We start from the raw sequence: 19,455 nt of genomic DNA, 5'->3' as shown, positions 1-19,455 counted from the left end.
TATGGAAACTTTTGATTTTTTAATGCACGGTTTCGGCGTAGCAATGTTGCCCAAAAACTTACTGATTGCACTCATCGGTGCTTTTATTGGTACGATTGTGGGTATGTTGCCAGGCCTTGGCCCAATTAACGGTGTGGCAATTCTACTACCATTTGCTTTTGCCCTTGGTCTGCCACCAGAAAGTGCGCTTATCCTTTTAGCAGCTGTATACTTGGGGTGTGAATACGGCGGTCGTATTTCTGCCATTCTACTAAACGTCCCAGGATCTGCCGCGGCGGTGATGACCTCCTTGGATGGTAATCCGCTTGCGACACAAGGCAAAGCCGGCATCGCCTTATCCATCTCTGCGGTCGCCTCGTTTATTGGCTCGACGATTGCAACCATCGGCGTGGTGCTATTTGCACCTCTACTGGCCAAATGGGCGGTGTCTTTTGGCCCTGCTGAATACTTTGTATTGATGGTATTCGCGATTTGCTGCTTGAGTGGTTTGGTCGGTGATCAGCCTATCAAAACAGCGGTATCCGCATTAATCGGCTTGGGTCTTGCCACCGTCGGCGTCGATGCAGTGACGGGTATTTATCGCTATACTTTTGACTCCGTCAACCTATCTGATGGTATCCAATTTACAACGATCGTTATTGGTTTCTTTAGTGTCAGTGAAATCTTGATTTTGCTCGAAAGAACCAGTACTGGCGGTAAAATAATCGAGCAAGGTAAGCGTAGCTTATTCAACCTAAAAGAGTTTCTCTTCACCATCGGTGCTATGTTGCGTAGTGGTGCAATGGGTTTCTTCGTTGGTATCCTACCGGGTGCAGGTGCGACGATTGCCAGTGCAATGACCTATGCCAGTGAACGTAAAATTGCTGGTGATGATGGCAAATTTGGTGAAGGTGACCTTCGTGGCCTAGCATCACCAGAAGCGGCTAATAACGCATCAGCGTGTGGCTCATTTGTACCAATGTTGACCCTAGGTGTCCCAGGTTCTGGTACGACAGCGGTTATGATGGGTGCGTTGACGTTGTACAATATCACGCCAGGTCCACAGCTATTTACTGAGCAGCCAGATATCGTTTGGGGTCTTATTGCCTCATTGTTCATCTGTAACGTTATCTTGCTTGTCATGAACATCCCGTTGGTTGGTTTCTTCTCTAAACTGCTGAATGTACCAAACTACATTTTGATCCCATCAATCGCTGCTATTAGCTTCGTTGGTGTCTACTCTATCAACAGTACAACGTTTGATATGGTGTTTATGGTAGGACTTGGTATCTTTGGTTATTTCTTACGTAAACTGCACTTCCCTCTATCAGCCCTTATCCTAGGTTATGTACTAGGTGAGCTTATGGAATCTAACCTACGTCGTGCGCTCTCCATCTCTCAAGGTGAGATGTCTATTCTGTGGAGCAGCCCAATCACCGTATCATTATGGGGTCTGGTCGTTGTCATGATCTTTATGCCAATCATTCGTAAAACGTATCGTAAACGCTTTAAGAAGACTGCTGCATAAGTTTTTGTCAGTTCGTCTCTAAATGTCTCTTTGGCGGTGGTTATACTCAGGTATGACCACCGTTTTTTTAGAGATACTTTTACCCTACTTTCAATAGTTATTAGGGACAAGCCTTTAACACTCCTCACTTTTTTGTCAGCTGTCCAACATTAGCAAAACATCACTACTTGATGTCACTCATGAAATAGGATTTTATAGTGCCCCTTGTTTTAGATTTGTTGCAAACCATTCCAACGTGGCACTTAGTAGGACTATTCAGTGCTGGTATGATTGCTTTTATTATCTCTACGATATCTGGTGGTGGCGGTGCGATGCTGCTGATACCAGTTACTTCTTCGATGATAGGGACTGCGGTTGCGCCGCCTGTGATCAACGTGGCTACCTTTATGAGTAATGCCTCGCGGCTCTATTTATTTTGGCATGATATTGACTGGTCATTGACCAAATACTATGTGCCAAGCGCTATCGTAGGAGCGTGGTTGGCGGCATTGGTCTTTAGTCGTTTGGATGCAGGCTGGATTCAGTTATTGGTAGGTGCATTTTTAGTCTCTACTATTTCCCAATACAAGTTCGGTAAAGTAAGTAAAACGTTTGACATGCCAAAAGTAGGTTTTGTACCTGTGGGCTTTTTCATTGCCTTTATGAGCACGTTGGTGGGTGGCCTAGGTCCCATTCTTAACCCTTTTTATATGAACGCAGGTCTAGAAAAAGAGAATCTTATTGCGACCAAAACGGCGAATTCTTTTTTTGTCGGTATTGTACAAGTCGTCAGCTACGCCTTTTTTGGCATACTCACAGTCAAGATCTGTGTGTATAGTCTGGTATTAGGCCTGGGTGCCGTTATTGGCAACGTCATTGGCAAACACTTTTTGGCTGGCATCAGTATTAGTCAGTTTAGAATAATGCTACTGATACTAATGGTGATGAGCGGTCTAATAATGATCATAAGAAACATAAACGTATTGTTTTAATAAGCCTATCACTCGATACCGTAATTATGTCACGCAAATTCTTATAAATACGGCTATTTATTCTTTATTAAAGATAATGCTCAATCATATGCTGACTTGATATAGCATCTTAATCAGAATACTTTACATCATCATGCGCCAGCCTCTAAACTTGGCAAAGAAACCCTTCAATCTTTCAGAAAAATTAAAAGTCTCAGCTTCTGGTACTTCTTCAACATGATGACGAGTTGCTAATATCGGCTGCTGTACCAGTCTTTCGTGATGCTCAAACGCGCGGTCCAGACTGATACTCATAATAGAGAAGTTGGTAGGACGTGGCAGACAGCGATACACCTGCCCTTTATTGATGAGATCAATCACCATGTGAGCGTCTTTAAATTCAGTCAACATCAGCACCATCAGATCGGGCTGGATATTTTTTAGGGCGTAGACAATAGGAGTAATATTTTCTTCGTTGAGCGTCGCATCCGTGATAGTGACACCAAACTTCTTTTTTTGTAGTAACTTCGCAGCCTGCTCGAGGTTGCTTGCCCAGCTCACTGTATAAGTACTTTTAAACTGATTTTTTATTTCTTGATAAATACTCTCATCATCATCCAATACCAGTATATTCCTTTTGCTACTAGCATTCATAAAACTCTGAGATTCATCACCTTGCTTCATATTTTGGGTAATATCTTGCGTTTGCTGAGCAATCTCTGTGGCTTTATTTACGATCTTTTTGAGCTCATCATTTTGCCAAGGCTTGGTGATATAACGGTAAATCTCTCCGTCATTGACCGAGTCAATCACCGCATTGAGATCCGCATAGCCTGTTAGCAAGATACGAATGGTATTGGGTGACGCTTCTTTAATATCACGCAAGACTTCCGTCCCTTGCTTATCAGGCATACGTTGGTCACTGATGACCACTTGTACATCGTGCTCGCTGACATATTTCATAAGCTCAGTGGCATCCGTGGTGGTAAATACATCGTGTGACTGGCGAAAATGCATTTTTAGACTGCGTAAAATGCGCGGCTCATCATCGATAAAGGCAATTTTTGGTTTTTGCATGAGGCTCTCTTTAGGTGAGTGGTGAGAAGTCTCTCAACCTTCAAATAAGGCTTTGGAGGGTTTATTTTCATAAGTTTTCGACTGTATTGGCAGCATAATGGTAAAAGTTGTGCCCTCGCCGACGATTGAGCTCGCTGCAATACTGCCGCCATGCTGCTCAATAATTTGCGTGCTGATCGCCAGCCCTAAACCTGTCCCATCGCCTGCTTTTTTGGTGGTAAAAAACGGCTCAAAGATACGCTCTAAAGCCTGCTCGTTGATGCCGACCCCATTGTCAGTGACTCGAACCACGACTTGTTGCTGTGTCTCATCGACCGCTGAGGTGATGTGCAATTCGCCTTTATGATCAGGCGCTATGGCTTGAGCGGCATTATTGAATAAATTTAATAGCACTTGATTGATTTGCGAGGGGTTGCATTGAACCAGCGGCAGTGTCGCTAGGCTGGTCGTAATATCTAGCGTTTTAAGGTTGTTGCGCGCCATGACCAGCGAGGTGGTGATACAGTCATTGATATCGACGTCTTTTACTTTTGATTCATCAATTCTAGAAAAGTCGCGCAAACTTACAACCAACTCAGCTATCTGATCGACCCCGTACAAGCTGTCTTTGATCAAATCGGCCAAGTCCTCACTGACTTCATCTTCTTTGATCTCTTCACAGCATTGTAGAGTTTGAGCCGTCAATTGTGCTACTTGCGCTTGGTCAGCATTGGAGTCTTTTAGCGCCTGCAATAGCTGGTCAGTATGGCTGATCAGCTCATCGAAACGCGTCAAGTTATCACCGACCAGTTCGATATTACTGCGTACATAGCCCAGTGGTGTGTTGACCTCGTGCGCCACGCCTGCCACCATTTGACCCAAGGTTGCCATTTTTTCGGAGCGCACTAATTGTACTTGTGAGGCTTTTAGCTCATCCATCGCTTGCTGTAGATCTTGGGTACGGGCAGCGACTTGTTTTTCTAGATGGACGTTGATTTCGGCAAGCGCGCCTTCGTTTTCGACCACACGATCAATCAGTTGGTTGGTCTGCTCACTGATGATTTGAATTTCGCTCACGCTTGAGCTGGGCAGCTTATGTGCGAGCAATTTTTGATATTGTTTTTGTTCAATCAAAGCGCCCATCTCAGCCACCAAAAGCGACATACGTTGTAATGGACGAGTAAAATACTGACGGAACACCCATGCCGTTAATAATAAAATAGGGATAAAGCCCAGTAGCATGGCTTGAATCAGCTGATTGGATAGCGCATTGGCGACACTGAGCAGATCACTATTGGGTTTTACAATCACCATTTTCCAATAAGTAAATGGCATGCGAAAGACGAAGGCGGTGGCTGGCTGTTGTAAGACAAAATCATTAGGGACGTCGATGGTATCGACCAAATGACTGTCGACTAAATTGAAAGTTTGATCGATATTTAACAAAAGCAACGCTGAGAGCAACTCAGACTCTTGCTCACTTATTTTGCCCAGATTGGTCGTACTCAAAATACTACGAGCCGCCAAGGTAAAACGGCTTTCATCTTTGGCAGTGGCGTCCTCAATCAGCGTATCGTTAATGCGACCCAAACTGTCCGCGATAGGCGCAAAACTCGGATTGATAGCCGCCAACTGACTGGCATTCATCATCTCACCTTGTGGGTTGTTGGCGGTGGTTTGAGTGACGAGCGACTGTTCAGGAAAGGTCAAAAATCGATTGTCCAAGTCAACCAAAAAGACATAGCCACCTATTTTCTCTTGCCACCTCTTCATGGCGGCATCAAGATTGTCCAATAATAAGTTAAAACTCACCACGCCATCAAACGCTTGATTAGTACTGTTGTACAATGCTTTAGCACAAGTCATCATCGGCTGATTGCTCGTGGGATCGATGTATGCCCGACTCCAGACACAATGATCATGATTGGCGTACAATGCTGGAATATACCACCAGTCTCGATAATAAGCATTGGGCGTTTGGCTCACTTGGTCATAGCGCGTCACTGACTGCATGCTGCCTGACTCATCGCGCGCCCATACAAACGACTGACGCTCTTGACCTTGGGCATACATATTTGGGTCAAACCACACCCCACCACCCACGATTCTTTGATCCATTTGTTGCATGAGATTGCCAAAGGTTTCTTGGTAAAGTGCATCCTCTTTAGGTAGACCGCCCGCCATCGTACTGCTGGCTTTTGCCAGCCCATCGACATGGTTGATACTCACCATGATGCTGTTGATGACTTCGTTGCCTGTTTCAACCACAGTCTCTGATGTCATCTCCATAATGCGCGGCTTACCTTGGGTTTCAATGACCAAGTACACCATGAGGATAATCAGCAAAAAAGCCAACGCCAAAATAATCAGCATACGGGTAGAGATACTACCAAGCCTGCCAGCAACGCTCATACACACACCTTTTATATACGCATCAACTGCTATCAATGAATCGCTTAATGGATATCAATCTCTGTGACACACAACAACTATTTATAATTGGCATAAGAATACGGCCGAGTTGTGAACATATGATGACAAAGAAGATACTGGTTAATAAAAGTTGGACTATTGAAAAAGGCTTGTAAAAACGGAGAATGAGAGAGGTTGAACGATAGGAGTTTTGAGGTATTTATAAAACAAAAAAATGCAGCGCACCGTTTGATGCCCTGCGTTTAACGACCCTTGGTTTGCTGACTTGCCAACCGACGTGCAAGCGCTACTAGCGTATAACGCTGTGCTAAAGGTATACCAAAAAAGCCAAATGATTCATGCTATTGGTGACAATGATGATGCGGCGCTGCACTTTGTCGTATCGGGTACGATTAGAGTCTGCAATGTGAGCACTAGCGGCAATGCCATGACCCTCGCTCACCTATCTAGTGGCGAGTGGTTTGGTGAGATCTCTATCATAGATGACAACCCGCGTACTCATGATGCATGGACGATTAATAAGGTTACGTTGATTTCTATCCCCAGAAAGGTGGTGATTCAAACGGCGCAACAGTATCCAATTTTATACAAGCACCTCGCGCTCATCACTTGTGCGCGTATTCGTAGAGCCTTTGATTGGATTGATGATGCCACCTCACTCAATACATCGGCGCGACTGGCGAGCATGCTCATGGGATTCATCGGTACTTATGGTAAGCAAGTGAATGGCGATATCAAAATAGACTTACGCTTGTCGCAAGAAGAGCTTGGCTTTATGCTCGGTACCACCCGACAAACCATCAATAAAATCATTCAGTCTTGGCAAAAACAGGAATTCATAGATATGCACTATGGTTTTATGACCATAAAGAATCAGTCTGAGTTAAAAGCAATCATGAATCCTGAATAATTTGAATATCTATAAAATCTTTCCGTAAAATTTTATATAAACCACTCAACACCTCGCAAACTAGCATCAGCATCAAAGCTGCCACCTTAACATCTTCTTAACAGCACACTTGTTATGGTAAGGAATGACGTTTCCTACCATTCTGTTGAGAAGTATTTATATGTCCATATCTCAAGCCGCCAAAATCGATGCGCCTAAAGCCAATAAAAAAAACAGCTATCTGAGTAAGCTCTACGATCATGAGGTAAATCTCAGTTATCTTATTATCATTGTTGCCTTATATTTGGTGGCGACTGCCAATATTGGCTTTTTTGAGCAGGTGCTAGATGTCTATCCATTTAGCAAAAACGTCGGCTTTATACTGTCTATTACTGGCTTGTTGTTTGGACTGATGTGGCTGGTATTACAGCTGCTTTGCTATCGTCCGATTGCCAAACCAATATTGATTGCGCTACTGATCACTGCTGCCATCTGTGGTTATTTTACCAATGCTTACGGGACGGTATTTGACAGCAACATGCTGATCAATAGTCTGGAGACCGATCAAGCAGAAGCGATGGGATTGTTTGCCCCTAGCATGGTCATTCAGGTGCTGTTACTGGGCGTGTTACCGGCATTTATTATTAGCAAAATTCGTCTAAAACGCTTTACTTGGCAACGCAGCATTCTACAAAAAGCAATTACCTTGATATTGTCTATCGCAGTCATCGCGGCGTGTCTTTTACCCTTTGGTGACCAGTACGCCAGCTTCTTTCGTCAGCATAAAGAGGTGCGCTCATATACCAACCCAATCACACCTATTTACTCTACGATCAAACTTGGCGAAAACTATGTCAATGAGCTGCGCCATCCTGATACTTTCACCCTACATGCGACAGATGCAAAGCGCGTCGCTCCTACCAGTAGCACTACAAACAGCAGCACTGCAAAACCCAAGCTCATGGTGTTCGTCGTTGGCGAAACGGCTCGCGCTGATCACTTTGGTTTAAACGGCTATACACGCAATACCACGCCACTACTCTCAAAGCAATCAAACCTTTATAGTTTTAAAGATGCCGTCTCTTGTGGCACTTCGACTGCCTACTCAGTGCCCTGCATGTTCAGTTATGCAAATCAGGAAAATTATGATATCGATACCGCCAAGTACAATGAAAACGTACTCGATACGCTCAGCAAGCAAGGGGTTAATGTCGTGTGGCGAGACAACAACTCTAGCTCTAAAGGTGTGGCTGATCGTGTCACTTTTGAGGGCTACAAAACGGCTGATACCAATCCGAACTGCGATGTTGAATGCCGAGATATTGGTATGCTTGATGGTTTTGATAAACTGGTTAAGTCAGGCAGCTCACCGAAAGAGACGCCTAAAGACACGCTTATTTTGTTACACCAAATGGGCAACCATGGCCCCGCTTATTACCAGCGCTACCCTAAAGAATTTGAAACGTACAAACCTGTCTGTATGACCAATGAGCTGTCAAAATGTGATACCCAGTCTGTAATCAATGGCTATGACAATGCGATTCTGTACACCGACTACTTTTTGAATAACGTGATCGATACCCTAAAAACTTACGAACAAGATTATGATGTAGTCATGGTGTATATGAGCGATCATGGCGAGAGTCTGGGAGAAAACAATATTTACTTGCATGGTCTGCCTTATAAGTTTGCCCCGGATACTCAAAAGCACGTGCCCGCAGTCATTTGGTCACCAAACAGTAATAACATCGATGCAGACAGCCTCTCTAATATGAGCAGTCAGCCCGTGTCACATGATTTTATTACGCCGACGTTGCTGAGCTTTTTTGGCATCACGACTGATGAAGTCAAAGGCGCGCCAACCTTTTTTAAAGTAAATAACTAAATCTGTTTTTATATTGCTCCATCTTTTAGGTAGCCACTATTTTTTAGGTCAACACCATGTATAAGATACTCGTTATTGAAGACAACCCCGATATCGTGGCCAATATTTATGCGTTTTTTGAGCCAAAAGGCTTTGAGCTGGACAACGCACATAATGGCTACAGTGGGCTAACGCTCGCCGCAAGCAATCATTATGACGTGATATTGCTCGATGTGATGCTACCAGGTATGGATGGCACCAAGCTGTGTAAGAAACTCAGAGAAGAATTGCATGACAAAACGCCTGTCCTCATGCTCACTGCTCGCGATACGATTTTGGATAAAGTGGCAGGCTTTGATAGCGGTGCTGATGATTATTTGGTCAAGCCATTTTCGTTGATTGAGCTAGAGTGCCGTATCAAAGCACTCATACGTCGTCATGAAGACGATCATTTTGTACACAGTATCGCTGTGGGCGCGCTATCGCTAAATAATAGTGAGCATACTATTATGCGCGAAGGAAAGCCGATTAAGCTCACCCCAACTGGATTTAAGATATTACATATCCTAATGAGTGCCGCACCTCGCGTCGTCAGCAAAACTGAACTTGAAGAAAAAGTATGGGGTCTGGATATACCGAGCAGTGATGCGCTACGTACTCATATGCATAGCGTGCGGGCGCAGGTCGACAAACCCTTTGACAAAACCATGATAGTGACCGTGCCTGGTGTGGGTTATCAAATTATCGATCCCAATAAATCAGAAAACGCGGTATTATAGCTGAGAGAGTGGCACCTCATACGGTCTGCCATCGCGCACTATATCAACTGCCTCCTTCAATTAAGTACCTCTTTACTATGTTCAATATAGACTCGATAGCCAATAAGTTTCGATTGTCATACTTTATATTCGCGCTGTTGCTATGCGGGGCTTTTGTCAGTATTTTTCTGTACGCAGAGAGCAGAATAGAACAAGAGTTGGTTAAGGGTCGGCTGTTGCAGCAGCTTGATATCAGCCAAGAAAAGTACGGTGATCGCTCTATTTATACTGCCGACCCAGGCATCAAGATCTATCGCTACGATAGTGCCCCTACCAACCTGCAAACAACAGCAACGGCAACGGTGCAAGAGAAGTCTGTCACTATAGACGGTGAGTCTGGTAAAACCCACGGCAACCTTCATTTTTTCGCCTATCAACAAGGCAATCAGACTTACATTTTGACGTACTTGGAAGGGGTTGAAATGGTGATGAGTCACTACCCTGTTTTAGAAATCTTTGAAAACTTAGAAGATATATTTGCGGATACACTAAAAGTGGCGGTCATTTTAAGTTTGCTTATTGCCGCCATATTCTCTCATTTGTCCTCCAAACAAATCATCAAGCCTTTACTCGATTTAAAAAAAGCCGTCGAAACGGATCATAGCAACCTAACGGAACTCACGCACTTGCCCTCTGAGGTGGGCGTATTGGCGCGAGCTATCGATGAAAAAAACCATAAACTTGAGCAGTATCTAAAGCGCGAGCAACTGTTTACTGGTGATGTCAGCCATGAGCTGCGCACGCCCTTAACCATCATCATGGGTGCCTTTGAAGTGCTAGCCTCGCAATTACCAGCAGACAGTCATCTGAACGAGTTTACCAATCGGATTGGCACTACCGCCCGTGAGACCTCTGAGATTATCACCGCCCTGCTCTTACTTTCGCGCGCCCCTGAAAAGCTAGATGCACCGCAAACTTCTATCAATAGCATTGCCTTAGCCGAGGTGCAGCGATTGACCTATTTGCTGCGCTATAAAACGGTCACGTGTCAAATAGTCGCTGAGCAAGAATATAGCGCCTATGTGCGTCCTGAGCTATTAAAAATGGCGTTGGGCAATTTGATAAAAAATGCGTTTCAGTATACCGATGATGGCGATGTCACCATCACTATCGATGACGAAAAAATCATGGTAACTGATACTGGTCTTGGTATTCCTGAGGCGATGATGCCGCTGCTGTATGAGCGCTTTGAGCGCCTAACTCATGACTATCAAGACGAGGGTACAGGCATAGCCTTGTCACCAGAAAATGATATCAATCACAAGGTTGAAGGCTCAGGATTGGGACTGAGTATCGTACAACGCATCATGTCTCATATGGGCTGGCAGCTGACCCATCAAGCCAATCCGTCTGGCGGCAGCACTTTTATTATTTATTATAAATAACCGTATTTTGCTTACTATCACCACAATTTCTATTTAACCATTGCCCACTGAACTGGCGGGCAATGCCATTTGTGCCATTTGTCCGAATCATTCTTTATTCTCATTCCTGCTTACGCTCTTAACGTTTTCTTAATCTCGCTCGTCTTATACTTAGGCTATATCGACTTTGCTTGACTGTTTTTTTGGTCACGCAAAACCGAGCGCGCACCTTGATATTAATAGATCATTAAGAATTCCATATGAATAAAATTACTCCTATTAATCTTGAAGACGAGTCAGCCAAGCATTGCTCTATCAAGCAGGCAGCACATCACAGTGCGCTCACGCCTGATAGTTTTGCAGAAAGCGCAAAAGGTAAAACGGGCTTTTACCGAATTATAAAAGCTGCTGGCTATTCAATGGACGGATTTAAGGCAGCATACAAATTTGAGGCGGCTTTTCGACAAGTCGTGTGGCTCAATGTTGTCCTGCTTGCCGCTGTCATTATGATGCCTTTTACGCTTGGTATAAAAATGACACTGGTGCTCGCGTCTTTTTTATCTTTAATTGTTGAGCTGATTAACACGGGTATCGAAGCTTGCGTCGACCACACATCAACCGCCAAGCATCCACTCGCAAAAATCGCAAAAGATGTCGGCTCGGCGGCGCAGTTCGTGTCGTTATGTCTATTAACAATTTTATGGCTCATGGCGTTGTCTGTCTTTTTATAAAGACCTCTATCACAGGCACTGATCAATAATCACGCTAGAAGCTATCCTATTTATTATACGTTCTTACTTACTATACATTGCCAGAGGTATCCATGACTTTAGAAAACCACTCAATGACTAGGGACTGGCTAAAATTACTGTGTTTGACCATCCTCGCTACGTTGGTGTTTGAACATAGTCAGTTAGACATACGCATCAGTGAGCTTTTTTATAGCCATGGACACTGGCTACTAGAAAAAGGCGCGCAGCCTTATGCGTTTATCTTTTATGATTTGCCCAAAGCCCTACTGATCCTACTGGCGGTCTACATCATAGCAGTGTTAATTATAAAATATAGACAGCCTTTGCCCGACCTTGCCTCACAGCATCGCCGTAAATTCGATAAATTTCTGCTTCCTTTACCAATTCGGGAGATCGGCTATCTACTGCTGGTATTAGCGATTGTACCGGCTACCATTGCCACATTAAAAGGCGTCACCCATGTGAGCTGCCCGAATGACTTGGTAATTTTTGGCGGTGAGTTGCCTTATCTCAATCTGTGGCAAAACATCGTAGCAGCTACGCCCGCCAGATGCTTCCCAGCGGCTCACGCCAGCGCAGGATTCTCCTTATATGGATTGGCTTTTTTGCCAACACTCAAAAAGCACCGTTATCAAATACTAAAAATAGTCACGCTCTTAGGCTGGAGCATGGGGCTGTATAAGATGCTATTTGGCGATCATTTTTTTAGTCATACTTTGGTCTCGATGCTGTTATCACTGACGATAGCGTGTGCGCTTGCGACGCTATTCTTTAAAGATTCGATAAAGGCAAAAGCCAAAAGCGCCAGTAAAAAACATGCCGACACAGCCACTAGCTTGCTTGGTACTGAAACCTCAAGCACTTAGAATGATAGTTATCACGTTGCGTTATTTTGCTAGACACGACTGGCGAACTGCAGGCATATTAGGATGAGGGATTAAGGATGATTTATCAGCACTATAAGGACGTTATGAAACCACTTTGTGCCGTTATGCCAGCGCTGTTGTTTTGCTTAACCACGACAATCGGTTTCGGCGTACTCTCTACCGCTGCGATAGCAGAGACGGTCAGTTTGCCAATGGACACTTTGCCTAACAGAATAACCCTACCAAATGTCAGCCCAGTCAATAGTGCGCTTGCCAACCGCGGCGCTTATGTGGCGCGTACCGCCGACTGTATGGCCTGCCACCGTGAAGACTATAGTGGCGGCGTGCCGATTGATACGCCGATTGGCAATATCTACTCGACCAATATCACACCATCGACGCGCTATGGTATTGGCAACTATACTGAGGCCGATTTTAAAAAAGCCTTGCGCAAAGGTCGGGCGCCAAATCATCAGATTTATCCTGCGATGCCTTACCCGTCCTATCATGGCCTGACAGATGACGATGTCAGTGCCTTGTTTGCTTATTTTCAGACCGTCCCTATCGTAGACAAACCCCCTGAAAAAAACCACACACCTGCCTTTCCCGTTGAATATCCGTAGCTTAATGCTGGCATGGAATGTCATCAATGTGCCTTCTACCGAAAACCGCGCAGGACTCAAAAAACTCTATGACGACTCTTGTGCAGGTTGCCATATGCAAAAAGGTGACGGTGCATACGGCGCTGGCTACTATCCACCGCTGGCTAACAACGGTAAAATGCAATTGAAGTACTATATTATTAGCGTAATAATCAATGGCCTGCGCGGGATGCCATCGTTTCATAGCATGATGAATGATGCGCAAATAGCAGCCGTCACACAGTACGTGCATAGCGATTTGAACAACTTCACTGACACGGTCACGACTGCTAATGTGGCGCAGCTACGCCATGACTTTCCACCAGGGTCAGACCCGAGCGAGTAGAAGACGCTCGCTATCTTATAACGTACCCAAGCGCTTGCATAGCGTTTTAGATACGCTTGGGCGGTACAGAATAGGTGCCGACGACATGAGCCACGACATCGTCTGAGCCTTCTGAATACAGAGATACCTCGCCCACTATCAAGGCTCGCCCTACTTTGAGTAAGGTGCATTCAGCAATAATACGTGCATCTGCTGATGGTTTACGCAAAAAATTGATAGTCAGACTCGTCGTCACTGTCAATGGCACGATACCAATTTTCCCGAGTATCGCAACATAGATGGCGACGTCAGCGACGGCCATCATGACAGGTCCTGACACTGTGCCACCAGGACGTAGCTCATCTATGCCAATATCGTGTGATAAAGTCGCACCATTTTCACTGACTGCTTCGACGATACATTTGGTTTGTGGAAACTCTAACGCCATAAAGGCGCTGATTTCTTCTTTGGTTGCAGACATAACGCTTCCTTGAATTAAATTAAACTTTCCTTGTTATTTATTACTTCACTGAATACATTCCTTTAATGTATTACTGGCGTACCTTCTGTACTAAAGGCAAATCCTTTATTACTAAAATTCCCAATCATGACCGCTTCGATAACTGGTCTGACGGTTTCATCGACACCTTCGACCTCGATAATGAAGTTAGCACCCGACCCGCCTTTATCTTCTTCTTTTTCGACGATGTAGTTGAGCGTGGCCATCGCTGATAGCTCGATGGGTTTGCTTAGATACGACTTTACCAGTGCCCCATCCGTATCATAATAATCAATTTTATTAATATACAGTGATTTTTTCAGCGTGGTATTGCGCACACTCAGCGTCGCTGACAGTAGTACTTTGCGATTGTCTCTATCGGTATAGATATCAGAGTAAATCGGTACATAAAAGGTTTCTTTATAGCTGAACTGACTGCGATCTACATCGGAGGTCACCTCTAACGCTTCAATCGGATCTTGTTGATTCTCGGACAAGGTGACGTTTGGATCTTGCGCAGACGGATCACAGCCTGACAGCAACACGATAACAGCGAACAATAGAACGGATATACTACGCTTATTCATAAACTTCCCCTGTCCCTTTTCATGTCACTGCGATTGCAAGCTGTTATTTGATTTTCACACCCACGCTACGTAAGAAATGGTTGATGTGTTTGTTTGCGCCATAAATGACCAATACATCACGGTCTTGCAATATTTGTTCAGGCGTGGCCAGACCTTGCACGCTAGGTTTGGTCTGGGTACGACCAAAGCTGTCTTCATAATACTCATAGCGCAAGGTACTAAGCAATCGGATATTGAATTTTTGCTCCAACCGCAACTCCTCAACCGTCTTGCCGATCAACACATTTGGAATCTTGATTTCTACCATACTAAAGTTATCGCTTAACTCAAACGAATCAACAAAATGGCTTAGTGACAGTCGTTTGGCCCAGCGATTGGCTGCTTCTTTTTCAGGGTAAATAATGTCATCGACACCAATGGCCTGCAAAACTTTTTTATGCAGCGGATTGATGCTACGGCTGATCAAACGTTTTGCTTTTAGGGTTTTAAACAGCGCCGTTGCCATCACGTTGGCGCCTTGATCCTCTCCAATAGCGACAATGACGGTGTCGGTATCGACAATCGGTAATCCGCTCACGGTATACTCATCCGTGGCATCCATACAGAGCGTATGAGAAATGACCTCCTTATAGGCTTCTACTCGTTGCATGCTGCTGTCAATGGCAATCACTTCGTGACCTTGGCGGGTCAATGCTGCTCCCAGTGACGCCCCAAAATTCCCCAACCCTACGATGATGTATTTCATAACTTTTATGACCTTTTTTAGTGTCTTTTACTCTATGTTTCCCTGTTTTTGCACATAAAACCGTCTATTTATCACAAGTTAGTTAATCGTGATTTCCTCAGTCGGATAGCGATAATTGCGTTGGCGCATGTTTTTGAGTAGCGCAATAAATATCGTCAGCATACTGACCCGTCCAACAAACATGATGACCGAAACCACGACTTTACTAAAATCCGATAAGTCTGCTGTCAGGTTTAAACTTAGCCCAACCGTGCTATAAGCTGAGAAACATTCAAATACCACTTTGATCAAATCAAGCTCTGGCTGATCATAACTAATCAGCGTCACACCCGTACCGATGACCAATAATGACAACCACATAATAGAGAACGCGCGGCGGACTGAAATCTCCGCAATCTGACGCTTGAAGACTTCTATCTTTGTTTGCCCACGGGCTAGACTCAGTGTATTTAATAGCGCAATCGCAAAGGTACTGGTCTTGATACCACCACCCGTTGAGTTGGGCGACGCCCCAATCCACATCAAAAATATCGTTAGCATGACCGTTGGAAAAGTCAGTTCACCCATATCAATGACATTGAACCCTGCGGTTCGCGGCGTGGCAGCCGTAAAAAACCCTGTGATAAGCTTACCGAAAAAGCTGGTATGGTCAGCGAGTACATTATTGTATTCAAATACCATCACCCCAACCAGACCAGTCAACAATAACGCCCCAGTCGTAATCAAGGTAATACGGCTGTTGATATTCAGCAACCAAGGCTGATAAATATAGTGCCGGTCATTGCGATAGATCAGCTGCTCAATGCGATGACGCAGATAGCGCAGTACATTGACCACAATGGTGAAGCCCATACCGCCAAAGATAAAGGTCATCGCAATGATAAGCTGCAATGGATAATTAAAACGTAGCGAATCGTCATACATGCCAGCACTAAAGGTCGAAAACCCAGCATTACAAAAAGCGGATATCGCATGAAAGACCGAAAAAAACAATTGCTCAGACCAGTTCATATCAGGCATATCATAAATGCTGATATAAATGAGTGCCGCCGCCACCGCCTCAACGGCGAATGTCACGTATAAAATAGACTTAAGTGTCGACACCACATTACCCATGCCGCGCATATAAGACATCTCGCTAATACTCGCTTGCGTCTCGTAACTGACGCCACCCTTAAAGAAGTAACTAAAGTACGTCACGAACGTCAAAATACCTAGGCCGCCGATTTGTATCAGTCCCATAATAATGACTTGGCCAAACGTCGTAAAATAGGTTGCCGTATCCACCACAATAAGCCCAGTCACACAAACGGCACTAGTCGCGGTAAAGAGTGCATCAATAAAGGACAGCGGCTGCGTTGTCGCATTGGGCATCATTAGGAGCAAAGCACCAACCAGCACAACGGCTAAGAAACTTAAAATAAAAAACTGTGCAGGATGCAAAAAGGTGCGATTGAGATTGAAATTATGATCAGAGAGTTCACGGATAAAGGTGACAAACACGGCGATCTTTATCGCGACAAAACCATCAACGGCGGCGTCCAATCCAGAACGCACCAAATCAGTGAAATGCGCGGTAAGTAAAATGACAATCGCGATACTGGTAAAAGCATCAAAAATAGCAACTTTATTGAGCGTTCGCGGTTTGTTTGTGTAGAGATAACGGCCAACCGTCACCACAAAGCTGAGCAAAATAACGACCAAGTAAAAAATATGAAACACTTGTTGGAGCCAAATGGGCAGCGTAAAGCCACTATCCAACAAGGCAATAGCTACCCCGATGACACTAATCAGAATCGTAACATTATTCAATAATCGATAATATGCGGCTGCATTCATAGCTTGAACCCATGACAACAATAACCACGATACTTATACTCCTTTTTTGCCCTATTCACAAAAACTGATTTGAGAGAATCGTAACCAATTATTGAATCAATATAGATCCTAAGAGTCATTCAGATGAGATATCAAATACTTGCAATATCATACAATACTGACTGACGTACTGACTCCTTTTTCCCACTTGCTAAGCCCCCACTTGCTAAGCCGTCTCTCATTCTTCTTTTGTTATTATGGTCGCCATTTTTACACCGCCCCATGTCACCAGCACCACGCCGATAGCTATCAAAGATGCTCCCAAAAACAACCCCTCAGGTGGACGCTCTCCCTGCAAAAATATCGCAATCGGTACACCAACGACAGCCCCAACCGCCCCTAGTAAACTGAGCAATACAGGCCCACCTGTTTTTTGCAAAAGAAATAATAAGAAAAACTGACCAGCAAACACCCACGCTTGTACGGCTATCAATCCTAGCGGCAACCAAGCATCCAAAGGTATCGCGACAGAAAAATCAGAGAGCGCACTAAACAAACCTAGCAGCAATGCCGCCGCCACCAACATACCGGGTGCAAGCGCACTAGAGGAGGCATTATCAGGCCAGCGTAACGTCCGATATATATTGCCAATGGCGAGTAGCACTGGGCCACACAGTGCGACTAAGATCCAGAAGACACTAGACTCTGGTGCAGAAAGCTTATGAATAGCCAACACCCCTGCGCCAAGAAGCGCCGCCACTACGCCAAGCGCACGAATGAGATAAAAACGCTCCATACGTAGCATCAGTGCGCCAAGATACGTTAGCAGTGGGGGTAAAGATATAATTAGGGCAACAAACCCTGCCCCAACATGAGGAATGGCCGAAAATAACAGTAAGTTAGCAGCCGCCACGCTAACAAAGGCGGCGACGACATAATACTCGATACTACGGGCACTAATAGGCGGTATCTCTTGTTTGATAAGAGCAACGATTAGTAAAATAATGGCCGCGCCAGTGATCGACCAAAACAAAAACGCGAGTGGTGTTAGACCGATATTGACAGCATATTTTGCCAAGTTGGTCGAGATACCAGTAAGCGCACCCCCTGCTAATAGGCAAGCAACAGGCACTAGCCACGTGTTTTTGTGAGTATTTTTATTGAGTAAGTCATTCATCCATTATCCTATTGGACAAGGTCGATCATTCAGTCACCAGTTTCGCAAACAGCTCATCTATCTCAACCTTAAATTCTTTGTCTTCGATTTTGTTGGCTGCAACTTTGGCATTTTGTAGATGTTGGATAGCCGCTTCAGTCTGACCCGTCTCAAGCTGTAGCACCGCCATAGAAAAAGCGATTGAGGCCATGTGATCTTTTGAGTTGATCGCTGTGGCTTTGACCAATGCCTTATCATAGATCACCAAAGCCTCATCCAAATCTTCTGTGAAATCAGCAAGTGTCTCCCACTGCTCGGGATGGTCTTTATCGGTGTTTTCATTGTCGGTACAAATGGCGTTTAATTCTGCATAAAGCGCATCAAATTTTGCTTGATCGCCGCGACGATCGGCCTCTAGCAGCTCTTCGGCTAAGGTGTAAATGGCTTTATATATTTTAGTATTGATCATTTTTTTCTCTATTTTTCGTGAGATAACAAAAAAATTGTGTCTCAATTTATGATTTGGCAGTTAAATTTTTAGTAGAGGCAAGCTTAGCACGGTTAGCGATAACGTTGAGCGTTTTCAGACGGTGGCAAAGAGATGTTTTGACTTTATATTGCTGTCCAATCATTGCTCTTGCCAGTGCAACCATAAACGCATATCTAATTCGAGCTGATGATACTCAGGTTCCATATGACAACACAGTTGATAAAACGCCTTGTTATGATCATGTTCTTTAAAATGCGCCAGCTCATGTACCACAATCATCCGTAAAAACTCTGGCGGTGCGTCTTTGAATAGACTGGCAACCGTGATACTGTTATGGGATTTAAGCTTGCTGCCTTGCACGCGAGACTGGGTAGTATGGATACCTAGCGCATGCTTTAGTACCTTTAACTTACTGCTATAGCTGACGCTTGATAGCGGGCCAATCTTGCGCATGTATTGGTTTTTTATCTCATTGACATAGTGATAAAGCGCCTTATCACTTTGCACTTGGTGCTGGGTGGGATATTTTTTATCCAAATACTCACCCATCCGACCGTCGCTTATCATTTGCGCCGCTTGCGTTTGAATCTGCTCTGAGTAATGCGCTATGTATTTTAATCTGCTCACAACGATATCCTTTGTCTATGTGTTAAAAGCTGTCCGCTTGTTTGATGGATTTTACCTTATATTGGCTA

The 19,455-nt window shown here is 44.5% G+C and carries 18 protein-coding genes and 1 pseudogene; 10 read left to right on the top strand and 9 right to left on the bottom strand.

Annotated elements, in window-relative coordinates; all coding sequences use genetic code 11:
- Position 1: 1 nt before the first annotated feature.
- Positions 2-1,507: a tripartite tricarboxylate transporter permease gene (locus PSBA01_RS09065; protein WP_186474018.1), complete on the top strand. Its 1,506-nt coding sequence runs from the start codon at positions 2-4 to the stop codon at positions 1,505-1,507.
- Positions 1,508-1,704: 197 nt separating this feature from the next.
- Complete coding sequence (locus PSBA01_RS09060; protein WP_228724550.1) at positions 1,705-2,478, top strand: sulfite exporter TauE/SafE family protein; 774 nt, start codon at positions 1,705-1,707, stop codon at positions 2,476-2,478.
- A gap of 123 nt (positions 2,479-2,601) precedes the next feature.
- On the opposite strand, the gene PSBA01_RS09055 is transcribed toward PSBA01_RS09060, so the two are convergent.
- Positions 2,602-3,534: a response regulator gene (locus tag PSBA01_RS09055; RefSeq protein WP_071002039.1), complete on the bottom strand. Its 933-nt coding sequence runs from the start codon at positions 3,532-3,534 to the stop codon at positions 2,602-2,604.
- 33 nt (positions 3,535-3,567) lie between these two features.
- On the bottom strand, positions 3,568-5,925 hold the full coding sequence (locus tag PSBA01_RS09050) for a sensor histidine kinase (RefSeq protein ID WP_186474016.1): 2,358 nt from the start codon (positions 5,923-5,925) through the stop codon (positions 3,568-3,570).
- A 286-nt stretch (positions 5,926-6,211) separates the two neighbouring features.
- Here PSBA01_RS09050 and PSBA01_RS09045 point away from each other — a divergent pair, with 286 nt between their 5' ends.
- The 8 genes and pseudogenes from PSBA01_RS09045 to PSBA01_RS09010 form a co-directional block, all read left to right on the top strand.
- Complete coding sequence (locus PSBA01_RS09045; RefSeq protein ID WP_186474014.1) at positions 6,212-6,856, top strand: Crp/Fnr family transcriptional regulator; 645 nt, start codon at positions 6,212-6,214, stop codon at positions 6,854-6,856.
- Between the two features lie 160 nt (positions 6,857-7,016).
- The gene (locus PSBA01_RS09040) at positions 7,017-8,720 is read left to right on the top strand and encodes a phosphoethanolamine transferase (protein WP_186474012.1); all 1,704 of its coding nucleotides are present in this window, start codon (positions 7,017-7,019) and stop codon (positions 8,718-8,720) included.
- Between the two features lie 56 nt (positions 8,721-8,776).
- Positions 8,777-9,478, top strand: a complete 702-nt coding sequence (locus PSBA01_RS09035; RefSeq protein WP_186474010.1) for a response regulator transcription factor — start codon at positions 8,777-8,779, stop codon at positions 9,476-9,478.
- A 77-nt stretch (positions 9,479-9,555) separates the two neighbouring features.
- Positions 9,556-10,902 (top strand): sensor histidine kinase, encoded by a 1,347-nt coding sequence (locus PSBA01_RS09030; RefSeq protein ID WP_186474009.1) that lies wholly within the window; start codon positions 9,556-9,558, stop codon positions 10,900-10,902.
- Between the two features lie 239 nt (positions 10,903-11,141).
- Positions 11,142-11,612: a diacylglycerol kinase gene (locus PSBA01_RS09025; protein WP_186474008.1), complete on the top strand. Its 471-nt coding sequence runs from the start codon at positions 11,142-11,144 to the stop codon at positions 11,610-11,612.
- 92 nt (positions 11,613-11,704) lie between these two features.
- Complete coding sequence (locus PSBA01_RS09020; RefSeq protein WP_186474007.1) at positions 11,705-12,499, top strand: PAP2 family lipid A phosphatase; 795 nt, start codon at positions 11,705-11,707, stop codon at positions 12,497-12,499.
- Positions 12,500-12,603: 104 nt separating this feature from the next.
- Positions 12,604-13,122 carry a c-type cytochrome gene (locus tag PSBA01_RS09015; protein WP_223333156.1) on the top strand — a complete coding sequence of 173 codons (519 nt, stop codon included), beginning with the start codon at positions 12,604-12,606 and terminating at the stop codon, positions 13,120-13,122.
- Between the two features lie 58 nt (positions 13,123-13,180).
- A pseudogene (locus PSBA01_RS09010) lies at positions 13,181-13,486 on the top strand (c-type cytochrome); the annotation flags it as partial.
- 46 nt (positions 13,487-13,532) lie between these two features.
- Here PSBA01_RS09010 and PSBA01_RS09005 read toward each other — a convergent pair.
- From PSBA01_RS09005 to PSBA01_RS08975, 7 genes are all read right to left on the bottom strand, one after another.
- Complete coding sequence (locus tag PSBA01_RS09005) at positions 13,533-13,946, bottom strand: PaaI family thioesterase (protein ID WP_186474006.1); 414 nt, start codon at positions 13,944-13,946, stop codon at positions 13,533-13,535.
- 62 nt (positions 13,947-14,008) lie between these two features.
- Complete coding sequence (locus PSBA01_RS09000) at positions 14,009-14,551, bottom strand: DUF3124 domain-containing protein (RefSeq protein WP_058023761.1); 543 nt, start codon at positions 14,549-14,551, stop codon at positions 14,009-14,011.
- Positions 14,552-14,594: 43 nt separating this feature from the next.
- A complete protein-coding gene (locus tag PSBA01_RS08995; protein WP_058023762.1) occupies positions 14,595-15,296 on the bottom strand; it encodes a potassium channel family protein in 702 nt (233 codons plus the stop codon).
- A 78-nt stretch (positions 15,297-15,374) separates the two neighbouring features.
- Positions 15,375-17,135, bottom strand: coding sequence for a TrkH family potassium uptake protein (locus PSBA01_RS08990; protein ID WP_186474005.1), 1,761 nt, complete (start codon positions 17,133-17,135; stop codon positions 15,375-15,377).
- Between the two features lie 217 nt (positions 17,136-17,352).
- Positions 17,353-18,291, bottom strand: a complete 939-nt coding sequence (locus PSBA01_RS08985) for a DMT family transporter (RefSeq protein WP_186474004.1) — start codon at positions 18,289-18,291, stop codon at positions 17,353-17,355.
- Between the two features lie 25 nt (positions 18,292-18,316).
- On the bottom strand, positions 18,317-18,739 hold the full coding sequence (locus PSBA01_RS08980) for a hypothetical protein (protein ID WP_058023765.1): 423 nt from the start codon (positions 18,737-18,739) through the stop codon (positions 18,317-18,319).
- A 159-nt stretch (positions 18,740-18,898) separates the two neighbouring features.
- The gene (locus PSBA01_RS08975; protein WP_058023766.1) at positions 18,899-19,387 is read right to left on the bottom strand and encodes a M48 family metallopeptidase; all 489 of its coding nucleotides are present in this window, start codon (positions 19,385-19,387) and stop codon (positions 18,899-18,901) included.
- Positions 19,388-19,455: the final 68 nt, after the last annotated feature.

The sequence above is a fragment of the Psychrobacter sp. KCTC 72983 genome, assembly GCF_014280455.1.
Lineage (GTDB): Bacteria > Pseudomonadota > Gammaproteobacteria > Pseudomonadales > Moraxellaceae > Psychrobacter > Psychrobacter pacificensis.
Note: the sequence above shows the minus strand (reverse complement) of the source record. Positions and strands in the feature narration are given on the sequence as shown.